The sequence below is a fragment of the Duffyella gerundensis genome, assembly GCF_001517405.1.
Taxonomy (GTDB): Bacteria; Pseudomonadota; Gammaproteobacteria; order Enterobacterales; family Enterobacteriaceae; genus Duffyella; species Duffyella gerundensis.
In genome coordinates, this window is the sequence record NZ_LN907827.1 from 3,290,949 (window position 1) to 3,303,634 (window position 12,686).

The 12,686-nt window shown below is 55.7% G+C and carries 15 protein-coding genes; 5 read left to right on the top strand and 10 right to left on the bottom strand.

The window, feature by feature from the left end; genetic code table 11:
* Positions 1–6 precede the first annotated feature (6 nt).
* The 7 genes from EM595_RS15105 to pmbA all read right to left on the bottom strand — a co-directional run bounded on the left by EM595_RS15105 (position 7) and on the right by pmbA (position 4,694).
* On the bottom strand, positions 7–654 hold the full coding sequence (locus EM595_RS15105) for an EF_0833/AHA_3914 family membrane protein (RefSeq protein ID WP_067433882.1): 648 nt from the start codon (positions 652–654) through the stop codon (positions 7–9).
* 10 nt (positions 655–664) lie between these two features.
* Positions 665–1,441, bottom strand: coding sequence for a DUF4311 domain-containing protein (locus EM595_RS15110; protein WP_067433884.1), 777 nt, complete (start codon positions 1,439–1,441; stop codon positions 665–667).
* An 85-nt stretch (positions 1,442–1,526) separates the two neighbouring features.
* A complete protein-coding gene (locus EM595_RS15115; RefSeq protein WP_067433887.1) occupies positions 1,527–1,823 on the bottom strand; it encodes a DUF4312 family protein in 297 nt (98 codons plus the stop codon).
* A complete protein-coding gene (locus EM595_RS15120; RefSeq protein WP_067433890.1) occupies positions 1,820–2,176 on the bottom strand; it encodes an SFCGS family glycine-rich protein in 357 nt (118 codons plus the stop codon). The genes EM595_RS15115 and EM595_RS15120 overlap by 4 nt, the downstream gene beginning before the upstream one ends.
* Before the next feature lie 57 nt (positions 2,177–2,233).
* The gene (locus EM595_RS15125; protein WP_067433893.1) at positions 2,234–2,572 is read right to left on the bottom strand and encodes a glycine dehydrogenase; all 339 of its coding nucleotides are present in this window, start codon (positions 2,570–2,572) and stop codon (positions 2,234–2,236) included.
* Between the two features lie 330 nt (positions 2,573–2,902).
* A complete protein-coding gene (gene cybC / locus EM595_RS15130; protein ID WP_067433896.1) occupies positions 2,903–3,286 on the bottom strand; it encodes a cytochrome b562 in 384 nt (127 codons plus the stop codon).
* Between the two features lie 67 nt (positions 3,287–3,353).
* Complete coding sequence (gene pmbA / locus EM595_RS15135; protein ID WP_067433899.1) at positions 3,354–4,694, bottom strand: metalloprotease PmbA; 1,341 nt, start codon at positions 4,692–4,694, stop codon at positions 3,354–3,356.
* Between the two features lie 281 nt (positions 4,695–4,975).
* Here pmbA and yjgA point away from each other — a divergent pair, with 281 nt between their 5' ends.
* Positions 4,976–5,524 carry a ribosome biogenesis factor YjgA gene (gene yjgA / locus EM595_RS15145; RefSeq protein ID WP_067433905.1) on the top strand — a complete coding sequence of 183 codons (549 nt, stop codon included), beginning with the start codon at positions 4,976–4,978 and terminating at the stop codon, positions 5,522–5,524.
* Positions 5,525–6,438: 914 nt separating this feature from the next.
* On the opposite strand, the gene mpl is transcribed toward yjgA, so the two are convergent.
* Positions 6,439–7,791 (bottom strand): UDP-N-acetylmuramate:L-alanyl-gamma-D-glutamyl-meso-diaminopimelate ligase, encoded by a 1,353-nt coding sequence (gene mpl / locus EM595_RS15150; protein ID WP_067433908.1) that lies wholly within the window; start codon positions 7,789–7,791, stop codon positions 6,439–6,441.
* Between the two features lie 167 nt (positions 7,792–7,958).
* On the opposite strand from mpl, the gene fbp reads away from it, so the two are divergent.
* A complete protein-coding gene (fbp, locus tag EM595_RS15155; RefSeq protein WP_067433911.1) occupies positions 7,959–8,966 on the top strand; it encodes a class 1 fructose-bisphosphatase in 1,008 nt (335 codons plus the stop codon).
* Between the two features lie 38 nt (positions 8,967–9,004).
* On the opposite strand, the gene EM595_RS15160 is transcribed toward fbp, so the two are convergent.
* The gene (locus EM595_RS15160) at positions 9,005–10,564 is read right to left on the bottom strand and encodes a methyl-accepting chemotaxis protein (RefSeq protein ID WP_067435547.1); all 1,560 of its coding nucleotides are present in this window, start codon (positions 10,562–10,564) and stop codon (positions 9,005–9,007) included.
* Between the two features lie 172 nt (positions 10,565–10,736).
* Here EM595_RS15160 and EM595_RS15165 point away from each other — a divergent pair, with 172 nt between their 5' ends.
* The 3 genes from EM595_RS15165 (at position 10,737) to ppa (ending at position 12,271) form a co-directional block, all read left to right on the top strand.
* On the top strand, positions 10,737–11,147 hold the full coding sequence (locus tag EM595_RS15165) for a lysozyme inhibitor LprI family protein (RefSeq protein ID WP_067433914.1): 411 nt from the start codon (positions 10,737–10,739) through the stop codon (positions 11,145–11,147).
* 44 nt (positions 11,148–11,191) lie between these two features.
* Positions 11,192–11,641 (top strand): DUF441 domain-containing protein, encoded by a 450-nt coding sequence (locus tag EM595_RS15170; RefSeq protein WP_067435550.1) that lies wholly within the window; start codon positions 11,192–11,194, stop codon positions 11,639–11,641.
* 99 nt (positions 11,642–11,740) lie between these two features.
* A complete protein-coding gene (gene ppa, locus EM595_RS15175; protein WP_067433917.1) occupies positions 11,741–12,271 on the top strand; it encodes an inorganic diphosphatase in 531 nt (176 codons plus the stop codon).
* Positions 12,272–12,327: 56 nt separating this feature from the next.
* Here ppa and EM595_RS15180 read toward each other — a convergent pair whose 3' ends face one another.
* The gene (locus tag EM595_RS15180; protein ID WP_067433920.1) at positions 12,328–12,684 is read right to left on the bottom strand and encodes a gamma-glutamylcyclotransferase family protein; all 357 of its coding nucleotides are present in this window, start codon (positions 12,682–12,684) and stop codon (positions 12,328–12,330) included.
* Positions 12,685–12,686: the final 2 nt, after the last annotated feature.

A 12,686-nucleotide genomic window follows, 5' to 3' on the forward strand; every position in this document is an offset into this window, starting at 1 on the left:
GTGGAATCAGGCGATCGCCACCGGGAAAATGGCGCCGAGGATCATGGCACCGAGGATGGCGCCGCCGGTGATCGGTTTGTTCCACAGATAGAACAGCAACGCACCAATCAACGAACCGAGTCCGATCGGAATGGACGCCGCCATTGCCGAGAGAATGATCAGCGGCCCGAGGAAACGCCCGGAGGCGTTGCCCGCGCCCATCATCACGTCGGCACCGTAGGTAGAATCGCTTTGATTAATGGTAAATTTACGCGCCAGGATAATGACGTAGCCCACCGCCAGACCGATCAACAGGCCGGTTACCAGCGAGGCGGCAAAGTTTTCCAGTGGAAAGACGATACCCGCGCCCAGCAGCAGCGCCGGAACGCCGAGGCCGACGCCGGTCTGAATCGCGCCGCCAATATCGAGAATACCCACCAGCGAGCCTTCAATGATGCGGGCAAACAGAAAGCTGGCACCGAAGGCGGCTACCGCGCCATAAGCGCCGGTTTCGATACCCGCGCGCAGCATCGACACAAACGCCACCTCGTTGAAGGCGCCGATACCGTAGAGGTAATACATGTGCGTACCGGCGAACACGCCGGATGACAGCAGCCCGACAAACAGCGGGAATGACCAGTCGGCATACCAAAAACCCTGCTTTGACTCTTCCATCGCCTGCCCCTTATTTGCCACTGATAGCGTTGTGCATCGCATCAAGCCAGCCCGGAATGCCCAGCTGTAAAGACTGCAACATTTTCATATCGAAGCCGCGGAAGAAGCCGCTCAGCACAAACAGCAGCACAATCGCCACCATCATGACCCGCGTTACCCGGTTCCAGCCGCTCTCTTCCACGCCTTTGCCAATCAGAATGCCCAGCACCAGACCCGGCACCGCATTGCCCATGATCAGTTGCGCCAGACCGCCGAAAATCGTTGCCCAGAAGCCCGATTTTTTACCGGCGTCAATCGCAGCCAGCCAGAAGATCACCGGCATTACCGTGTTGACCAGCAGGTTCGCCGCGGGCACCAGCACTTTTACCGCCGTCACCTGCAGCGCCGCCGGTACCGCTGAGGCGGTGGAGTTAAGGAAGGCCACCACGATCATGCCGATGATGCCGCAGGCGATGGCCATCTTTTTCGGATCGTGCAGCGTTTCAGCGAGGTTACGATTTTTTACCATCAGCGCCGCCGCGCCCCAGTTGGGGATGATGCGATGATCGACATCCTGCGTGAAGGCGCCCGCCGCCACCGACGATGCCCAGGCGTTAAAGAAGAAGCCAAGGCCAAAAGAGAAGTGAGAAGCGGGATCGCCTTCACAGGAGTTAAGTTCGCCCAGCGTACGAAAGGCACCCATACCTTGCGATGTAGGCGCATGAAACATGCGCGCCGCGCCTGCCCCTACGCCGACACCCACCAGCGCGCCGATAATCAGAGATTTAAACAATATAATTAAAAACATCCGTCTTCCTGTGCGGCTTACGCCAACGTTTTTACATTGTTATTCGTTGTACGGGCTGCTGTAGCCAGCACGACAACACCGTTTTTCATGCTGCCGTGAAGGTCACTTTATCGGTGTCGATCACCGTGACGTTGACGGTAATCTCCAGCTCAACGCGATAGCTGCGTTTTTCACGGGCAAGGAAAAAGAACAGGAACGCCTCTTTTTTTACCGCTTCATGGGCAGAGATCACCCTGACGTCCTGCGGCTCAATGCGCAGCAGGATCTTTTGTGTTGAGCGCAGCACCGCATGCTGCACCTGATTCAGCGCATCGGCAAAGGCGCGGCTTTTACTCTCGCCTTTGCCGCTGACGGTCACGGTGGTGGTGTAATGTTCTTTCATCCGCTGTACTTTTTATTCCAGGCCTGCACCAGCCGTTCGCCCAGCTCTTCTTTATCCATAAAGCCGAAGCCCAATACGGTGGCGCCTTCGTTGATCGCGGTGACGCCTTCTTCCACCGAGCGCATGCCATGCTTCGCTTTGTAGCCATATTTATTCTGCGCGGTGATCGCGCCTGCGCCGCCGCTGCCGCAGAAGGAGATGCCAAAATCTGCCCCTTCAGCCTTCATCACGTCGCCCAGTTTCATGTCCGCCGCCACGCCCGGCACCACGACCGCACGGCCACCCGCTTTCTCAACGCCAGCCGCGACTTTCAGCCCTTTACCTAAACGATCGCCAATCACTACGGTTACCATTTTCTCTTCCTTATTGTCTGTATTGCGCAGCCCGATCGAATATCAGGCACGCTGGATCTACTGATTTTCCCGCGCCACATCGATATGCACGGATAACAGCCAGGCCTCCTCAACCGGTAAATTGCCGAACAGATCGACCACCTGCTGCGCCAGCGCAATCGACGCGGGAGAGATCTCATCAAACAGATCCGCATCGACGTCAGGCAGGGCCTCGCCGGTTAATGAACGCAGCGCCATCGCCTTAACGTGCGAAGCGAGCATCTGCTGCTGCACCGGATTGGGCGAAATCTGCTGCGCCGCAAACAGCCGGTTGATTTGCCCCAGCACCCTGTCGGCCAACGCCTGAATCTGCTCCGGGGTCGCCGTGTTGCTCACTGAAACCGCGCCGTTGTTCACCCTGTCACTCCTGTTAAAGCGAAAAATCCACTGTCGCGTGAACCCCAACTTAGCGTTGTGCCGCGCCGCTTTACAGACGCACTTTTTCCAGCTCGAAGTGGAAATGGTCGCGCAATGCTGGTCAGAGATCGCAGGATGAGAAAATCAGAGGGATAAAGACGATCCAGTGCACAAAACGTGCATCTTTTGGCGCTGAACGCAGGGCTTAGGGCCGATTGCCGTCAGAAAAAGCAGAAAAAAATGAGTAAGGCGGAGAAGGATAAGAAAAGGTGATGGCAGGGCAGAAAGTGAAGCGGATAGCGCCATAAGGGAACGCTACCCGATTAAGTCTTAGCGGAACTTCTTATGGTTGCTGTCGCGAATGTCGGTGAGTTTTTTCGCTTCGGCTTTGGCACCGTCGAGGTTGTTTGCCTGCGCCAGCTTATCCACCACATTGATTTGTGCGATCAGCGAATCGATACCGGCATGGAAATCTTTTACCTGCGCGCTGTCCGCTGGCTGACCTTCCAGCTTATCTGGCGTCTGCGTTCTGGCATCCTGCGCAGCCTTGCGCATATCGCCGAGCGCGCGCGTCATTTCTGCCCGGTCGTCGGTTTTCATGACCACCCGCAGGCCGCCTTTGAGCATATCCATATCCTGCTCGAGATCGGCCAGCGCCGCAGCGCTACTGAATAAAAGTGAGATCGACAACATTGCTAACAAAGGCTTACGCATGGCGCACTTCCTGTTTTTATTATGACTGGAATAGTCGCGGGCAACGACCGCTGCCCGCAGGAAGGGATTATTGCCCGGCGATTTTCATTTCCGGCAGCAGCACAGAACCACACTGAATATTGCTGCGCGTTTCAATATCACTGCCGACGGTGACGATATTACGCCACATATCTTTCAAATTGCCTGCGATGGTGATCTCACTAACCGGATACTGAATTTCACCATTTTCCACCCAGAAGCCCGAGGCACCACGCGAATAGTCGCCGGTGATGCCGCTAACGCCCTGGCCCATTAGTTCGGTCACCAGCAGACCGGTGCCCAGCTTTTTCAGCATCTGTTCAAAGTTGTCGCCCTGGCCCTGAATGCGCCAGTTGTGAATGCCGCCCGCATGGCCGGTGCTTTGCAGGCCGAGCTTGCGCGCCGAGTAGCTGGTCATCAGCCAGGTTTGCAACACGCCATCCTTGATGATATCGCGCTGCTGGGTGCGCACCCCTTCGCTGTCAAACGGCGTAGACGCCAGGCCCTTCAGCAGGTGTGGCTGCTCATTGATGGTCAGCCACTCCGGCAGAATTTGCTGCCCCATGGCATCCAGCAGGAAGGTCGATTTACGGTAAACGCTGCTGCCGCTGATAGCGCCCACCAGATGACCAAACAGGCCGGTAGCCACTTCACGGCCAAACAGCACCGGCGCTTTCATGGTGGAGAGTTTGCGCGGCGACAGGCGAGCCAGCGTGCGACGGGCGCACTCTTCGCCAACCCATTCCGGCGACTGCAAATCATCCAGCGCGCGTCCCACGGTGTAGGCGTAATCGCGCTCCATGTCGCCATCCACTTCGGCAATCACGCAACTCGATAGCGAGTGACGGCTGGAACAGTAGCTTTGCAGCATGCCGTGACTGTTGCCGAAGACTTTGATGCCGACGTGGCTGTTAAAGCTGCCGCCTTCGGTATTGGTGATGCGCTTATCCGCCTTTAGCGACGCCTGCTCGGCGCGAGCAGCCAGTTCGATGGCGCGATCGGCGTCCAGATCGGCGGGATGGTAAAGATCGAGATCCGGCGCGTCAAAGGCCAACAGTTCGGGATCGGCCATACCGGCAAACGGATCGGGTGAGGTGTAACGGGCGATGTCGATGGCCGCCTGCACGGTGCGCTTGATGCCGTCTTCACTCAGATCGGTTGATGAGGCGCTGCCTTTGCGGTTCTGATGATAAACGGTAATGCCGAGCGCACCATCGCTGTTGAACTCGACGTTTTCCACTTCACCATAGCGCGTGCTGACGCCAATTCCGGTCGTTTTACTGACGGCGACTTCTGCGCCATCGGTGCCCGCTTTAGCCAGTTCCAGCGCCATCGCGACCGCCTGCTCCAGCACCTTACGTTGTTCTGCGACTTGATTTGATACGTTCATGAACCTGCCATAATAGTGAGAGCCGTCATGAGGTTGGGGCCATGCCCAGGACCATGAATATGCGGCTGAGGGTTGTGGATCGCTGATTTGAGTCTAACAGACTCAGAGAACAATTTCGCAGTCGCGGCGTAACCTGATAGCATTAGGCCCGCTGTCGGCTCTCCAGGCCAGGAGCAGAGCATATCTTTGCCCTTCGCCGTCGCCTTGATAGTGGGCTTTGCGTTCGGCGCTATCGCTTTTTTTTGCGCAGCGGAGCCCAACTTTTTTTCAGGAACCTGATAATGAATAACCACCCCGAAGACGAATGGCTCGACGATGCCCCCGATAATCACGAAGAAGAAGATGAAGAGATTATCTGGGTCAGCAAGAGCGAAATTAAACGCGATGCCGAAGAGCTGAAACGCCTCGGTGCCGAACTGATGGAGCTGAGTAAAAACTCGCTCGATAAGATCCCGCTTGACGATGATTTGCGTGCCGCCATTGAACTGGCACAGCGGATTAAAAAAGAGGGCCGCCGCCGCCAGCTGCAGCTGATTGGTAAAATGCTGCGCAGCCGCGAAGAAGAACCGATTCGTCTGGCGCTGGATAAGTTAAAGAACCGTCATAACCAGCAGGTTGCGCTGTTTCATAAGCTGGAAGGCTTGCGCGATCGTCTGGTCGAGCAAGGCGACGACGTGATCGCTGAAGTGATCGCACTCTATCCCGATGCCGATCGCCAGCAGCTGCGTTCAATGATCCGCAACGCCCAGAAAGAGAAAGCGACTAATAAGCCACCGAAGGCTTATCGCCAGATTTTCCAGTATTTGCGTGAGTTAGCGGAAACACAATAGCGGGAGGCTTTTGCCTTGCAGGCGGGCTTTAAGGTCAACGTCTTAAGGTCAACGTCTTAAGGTCAACGTCTTAAGGTCAAAGGCCATTTCGTTCTGCCTTACTGGCGGCTTTAAGGTCAACGTCTTAAGGTCAACGGCCATTTCGTTCTGCCCTTCGGGCCGCCCGAGCAGGGGCGGCATGCGCCCCGCCCCTCCACCCCGGCTATCCGGCAAACACAACCGCCCGCTGAAGCGGGTACCTTCGTCAGCTCACATTTCTTCACGGACCGCTCGCGATTCGCTCCTGCTCAGCGCTCCCTTGTCCCGCCATCCATGGCGGGACATCCTAAAATGTTCACCTCCTCAGCAGTTGTGAGGCCTCCTCAAGGTCAAAATCCAGGTCAAAAGCTAAACCCAAAAGCCAAAAGCCAAAACCCAAAAGCCAAAAACCCAAAAGCCAAATGCCAAATGCCAAATGCCAAATGCCAAATGCCTGAACGTCTAAAACTTAGTGCTTAGTGCTCACCCCTAAAATTTCAATATAAAAAACAATAATTTGGGTTTAATTATGGGTTTTATTTAAGACTTTTTTTAGTCTGTTTGGTTTTGACTTGGGTGTTGACCTTGAGGAGGCATCACAAACGCCGAGGCAAAAGCGTTTTCCAGGGCGAGCCGCAGGGATGCGGCGAGAAGGTGCGTTGAGCCGGGAGCGAATCGCGCCTGGTCCGTCAGGAAAAGGCTTTTGCTGAGGGTACCCGCGCAGCGGGCGGTTGTGTTTGCCGGATAGCGCGGGTGCAGGGCCGGGGCGACTGCCGGCCCTGCTAGGGCTGCCTTCAGGCAGAACGAAATAGCTTTTGACCTTAAGACATTGACCCTAAGACGTTGACCTTAAGAAGCCGCCCGCTTCCGGGCAAACCTCCCCGCTTTGGGCGGCCTTACGCCAACCGATCCAACAACTTCTGGTGAATGCCACCAAATCCGCCGTTGCTCATCACCAGTATGGTGTCGCCCGGTTGGGCGGATTTAGCAATCATCTCAACCAGCGTATCGACATCCGCGCTCCAGCTCGCTTTCTGCACGCAGGCGTCAGCCACTTCGGCGACCTGCCACGGAATGTGGGCGGGCTGTAACAGGAAGACTTCATCGGCACGGCCCAGCGAGGGAGCCAAATCGTCTTTGTTAATGCCCATCTTCATGGTGTTGGAGCGCGGCTCCAGCACGGCCAAAATGCGCGCACGGCCACCAACTTTACTGCGTAATGCCGCCAGCGTGGCGTGAATCGCCGTGGGATGATGGGCAAAATCATCATAAACCTGAATGCCGTTGCTCTCGCCACGCAGCTCAAGACGGCGGCGCGCATTGATGAAGTCATTCAGCGCTTTACCAGCATCTTCCGGCTTAATGCCTACATGCCGCGCCGCAGCAATCGCCATCAGCCCGTTATGCATATTGTGTTCGCCGACCAGCGCCCAGTTCACCTCGGCCACGCGCTCGCCATCAAACAGCACTTCCCAGTGGGATGCGTCCGGCTTCAGCTTTTTCGCCTGCCAGTGGCCGCCGTCGCCGACGCTCTCCTGCTCGCTCCAGCAGCCCATCGCCAATACCTGCTTCAGGTTGGCGTCATGCTCCGGGAAAAGGATTTTGCCGCTGCCCGGCACGATGCGGATCAGATGGTGGAACTGCTTTTGAATAGCGCGCAGATCGTCAAAAATATCCGCGTGATCGAACTCAAGATTGTTGAGGATCAGCGTGCGCGGCGCGTAATGCACAAACTTGGAACGCTTATCGAAAAAGGCGCTGTCATACTCATCCGCCTCTATCACGAAGAATGGGGTTTTTCCTAAATTTGCCGAAACGTCGAAGTTACCCGGAACACCGCCGATCACGAAGCCAGGTTCAAGGCCGCAGGCCTGTAAAATCCACGCTGTCATGCCCGCCGTGGTGGTTTTTCCGTGGGTTCCGGCTACCGCAATCACCCAGCGATCGCGCAGCACATAATCGTGCAGCCATTGCGGTCCTGAGAGGTAAGGAATGTTGCGCTCCAGCACCGCCTCGACACACGGATTGCCGCGCGTCATGGCGTTACCGACGATCACCAGATCGGGCGCCGGATCCAGCTGGCTGACGTCATAACCTTCCGTCAAATCAATGCCTTGCTTTTCCAGCAGCGTGCTCATTGGTGGATAAACGTTGTTGTCTGAGCCGGTAACCTCATGGCCCAGTGCCCGTGCCAGCATCGCCAGCCCACCCATGAAAGTACCGCAGATTCCCAGAATATGAATACGCATAACAGATCCAGTTACTAAAAGTTCGGCGCACAGTGTAGCGCCGAGTGACGGCGGAAGAAACGGATTTGGACTATGGCCTTTGCGGTTCAATCGGCTAAACTGCGAACGCATACGTTGGCAGTTTGTTAAACCTGCTGACACTCCACCGTAGATTCAGGGAATGTGTTATGAAAACGTTAGGCGAATTTATCGTCGAGAAGCAACACGACTTTCCGCACGCCACAGGTGAACTGACGGCGCTGATTTCCGCCATCAAACTGGGCGCAAAGATTATTCACCGTGACATCAACAAAGCGGGCCTGGTGGATATTCTGGGTGCCAGCGGCGTTGAAAACGTGCAGGGCGAGCAGCAAATGAAGCTCGACCTGTTTGCTAACGAGAAACTGAAAGCGGCATTGAAAGCCCGCGGTATTGTGGCCGGTATTGCATCAGAAGAAGAAGACGAGTTCGTCATCTTTGAAGGCGCAGAAAACGGTAAATATGTGGTTCTCATGGATCCGCTGGATGGCTCATCGAATATCGATGTTAACGTCTCTGTCGGCACCATCTTCTCTATTTATCGTCGCATCACGCCGCCAGGCACGCCGGTAAAAGAAGAAGACTTCATGCAGCCAGGCAGCCAGCAGGTTGCAGCTGGCTATGTGGTATATGGCTCCTCCACCATGCTGGTTTACACCACCGGCTGCGGTGTGCACGCCTTTACCTACGATCCTTCGCTGGGCGTATTCTGCCTGAGCGCAGAGCGTATGACCTATCCACCGGAAGGTTATACCTACTCGATCAACGAAGGTAACTACATCCGTTTCCCACAGGGTGTGAAAAAATACCTGAAATTCTGCCAGGAAGAAGATGCGGCGTCTCATCGCCCTTACACTTCCCGTTATATCGGTTCACTGGTGGCGGATTTTCACCGCAACCTGCTGAAAGGTGGAATTTATCTCTATCCAAGCACCGCAAGCCATCCACAGGGTAAACTGCGCCTGCTGTATGAGTGCAACCCAATGGCGTTCCTCGCCGAGCAGGCGGGCGGCAAAGCGAGCGATGGCGCACGCCGTATTCTCGATCTGCAGCCGGAAACGCTGCATCAGCGTTGCCCGTTCTTCGTGGGTAATACCTCGATGGTTGATGATATCGAACGCTTTATTCGCGACTACTCTGACGAATCTGCCAGCTAATCGTTGCCATAAAAAAGGGCGCCATGAGCGCCCTTTTTTTATGCTGCACTGACCCGAAACAGCGCCATGGTTTGCACCAACTGCTGTGACTGTTCTTCCAGCGACTGAGTGGCCGCTGCCGCCTGCTCGACCAGGGCTGCGTTCTGCTGCGCCACCTCATCCATCTGCGTGACCGCCAGGTTAACCTGCTCAATGCCACGACTCTGTTCCGCAGAGGCGCTGGAGATCTCTTTCATTAAGGTGGTGACACGCATCACTTCACCGGCAATATCATCCATAGTTTCACCCGCCTGCGTGGCCATGTCGCTGCCTTCACGGACGCGCGTTTGCGATTCGGCAATCAGCGTACGAATCTCTTTCGCCGCGGTGCCACTGCGCTGCGCCAGGTTACGCACTTCGTTAGCCACCACGGCAAAACCACGGCCCTGATCGCCAGCGCGCGCAGCCTCGACGGCAGCGTTAAGCGCCAGGATGTTGGTCTGGAAAGCGATGCCGTCAATCACGCTGAGAATATCGCCGATGCGCGCCGAGCTGCTGGTGATCTCCTGCATTTTTTCCATCACATGGCACACCACCTGCGCGCCGCGATCGGCGGTATCGGAAACGCGATTAGCCAGCTGATGCGCCTGCTCGGCATTTTGCGCGTTGAGCCGCACGGTAGCGGTCAGCTGCTCCATGCTGGCGGCGGTCTGTTCCAGCGACGCCGCGGACGCTTCCGTACGCTGCGATAAATTGTTGTTACCGGCGGAGAGTTCGCGGCTGCCGACATCAATCTGCTGGCTCGCCTCACGTACCCGGCCCACCGAGTGACGCAGCGCCACCTGCATATCGGCCAGCGCCCGATTCAAACGCCCCAGTTCGTTGCTGCCACCAGCCGGTTCCGGCTGCGATAGATCGCCTGCGGCAACGCCTTCCAGATGCGTAATCGCCTGATTTAATGGCGTAAGCAGCATGATACGCAAAATATGCCAGGCAAAACCGATCAGCAGCACCGTCAGCACGCAGCTGATGCCGATGAGAATTTTCATCATGCGCTCATTCCACGCCGCCTGCGCCAGCTGCGCGGCGGTAACCTGATTGGCGTAGTGACCAAAATTCCCTACCGCCTCGGTAAAAGCCTGCGCCTGCGCGGACATGTTGCCTTCCAGCAGATCGTAATACTCATCGGTGTACTGTTTATTTAACGCCGTCATCATCGGCGTAATGCTTTGATCAACATAAACATTGAAAGTGGCTACCACCGCATCGGCTAGCGTTTTGCCATGGGCGGTTACCGTACCGGCATCGACGAACTGCTTCAGCCGCTGGCGTGACTCAGCCAGATCGGCGGCGGCGTGCTTGCTGATGGCCGTCCCCTCATCCAGCAGGCCAATCTCAATCTTGCGCACTGCCAGCGCGGCGTTGGTACGCGCGCTCATTAATCCACTGTTGCTTTGGTAAAGGCTGTTGAGTTCGATCGCCTGGATTCGATTGATCACATCCAGAGAACGGTTGCCTTTATTGATAGCGATAATGCCCATCACGCTGACCAACAGCAGCAGCAATGTCATACACGCCAGTAAGAGTAATAACCCGGAACGAAGTGAGACCTTTTTCAGCATGATGTTTCCCGTTATCCAAGAAGAGGCAAAAATCCCGATGCCTGAAGCGGATAAGTTATCGGCAATAAAAGCGGGAAACTTTACTGGTATGATGGCTGCCGTTGGCTGTGACGCTGATGCGTTAGCGGCGCTAATCGTTGTTTTTTCATTCAGAAAAAGGAAGCGAGTGATGAGAAAAAGAATTTTACTCTGTGGCGGATTAATGACCGCCAGCCTGTTAGCCCATGCCGCACCGGCCGATCAGGCGCTTGAGCAGTGTTTGCAGCATGAAAGTACCACTGCGGGCATGTCCGGCTGTTACACCACTGCCAGCAAAGCCTGGGACAAGGAATTGAACCTGGCCTATCAGTCAGCGATGGCAAAACTCACCGGTGATGACAAAGCCAAACTGCGCAGCGCGCAGCGGGCCTGGCTCACCTATCGTGACAGCTGGCTGGCCACCAGCAAAAGTCTGGCGGCGCAGCAGGGCACGTCGGGCGTGCTCAACTATGGCGCACAGGCGGTAAGCCTGATAAAAAATCAGACCCTGATGCTGCAATCCCTGACTCAGGGAAGCTGTGCAAATCCGGACGACTGTTAATTTCTGAACCGGCTGGCCAGGTGCCAGCCATGCTGGAGCCTGTCATGACCGCTTACGCCTCACTGATTATTCTGGTGCTGCTCGCCGTTCTAAGCTTTTTTGTCCACAACACCGCCGTGACCATCTCTATTCTTGTGTTGCTGGCGATCAAGCTGACGCCGCTGGCGCAATTTTTCCCGGTGGTGGAAAAACAGGGCATCACCCTGGGCATTATTATTCTCACCATTGCGGTGATGGCACCGCTGGCCAGCGGCACCCTGCCCCCTTCCACGCTGGTAAAATCCTTTCTCGACTGGAAGTCGCTGCTGGCGATTGTGGTTGGCATCTTTGTCTCGTGGTTAGGCGGCCGCGGCGTTAGCCTGATGGGCGCGCAGCCAACCATCGTCGGTGGATTATTGATCGGCACCATCATTGGGGTTTCGCTGTTTCGCGGCGTGCCGGTGGGACCGCTGATTGCCGCGGGCATCGTCTCGCTGTTCCTTGTCGGCAAGTAAAGCAAGGCGCATTCCTAAAGGGTAAAAAGGGGGCTTACTTTCAGGGGCAGTTGGCTATAATAGCCATCACTCGACTTATGACTAATCAAGGAATCCGAGATGAGTTTGAACCATGTTCCCGCCGGTAAAGACCTGCCAGAAGATATTTATGTAATCATTGAGATCCCGGCCAACGCCGATCCTATCAAATATGAAGTGGATAAAGAGTCTGGCTCGCTGTTCGTAGACCGTTTCATGTCTACCGCCATGTTCTATCCTTGCAACTATGGTTACATCAATAACACCCTTTCTCTGGATGGTGATCCGGTTGACGTACTGGTGCCAACGCCCTATCCACTGGTGCCGGGTTCCGTCATTCGCTGCCGTCCGGTTGGCGTGCTGAAAATGACCGACGAGTCTGGTGAAGATGCCAAAGTGGTTGCCGTGCCGCACACCAAACTGTCTAAAGAATACGATCACATCAAAGATGTGAACGACCTGCCAGAACTGCTGCGTGCGCAGATCACCCACTTCTTTGAGCACTACAAAGATCTGGAAAAAGGCAAGTGGGTTAAAGTTGACGGCTGGGACGACGTGGAAGCGGCTAAAGCTGAAATCGTGGCCTCATTCGAACGCGCAGCAAAACAGTAATTCTGTTGTTGCCCGCATAAAAAACGCCGTCATGATGACGGCGTTTTTTTTATCTGCTATTCGCCTTCTGGCTGCTCATCGCGCAGCAACCAGTCGCCGCTGTCGATCAGCTGCCGCCCGGCAACCGGGCGCTGGTAAACATAAAGCCATGCGCTGCCGTAAGGCGTTTGCAGCAGCTGGCGTTTATATTCACCGCCCTTGGTGCGTAACGCATCAAGCTCGCCCAGCGTACTGGCATCGATGCGATAAACCTCACAGATGACCTTGCCGTCACCCGGCACGACGCCGGGATAATGGCCCAGACTGTAGAGCTGAAAGCCCTCAATCTGGTGTTCGCCTAATAGTTGCGCATTCGTCATCCAGTGACTGTTTCCCTGTTTGCGCCGTAACGTGCCGTAGACAATTATTCGCATTG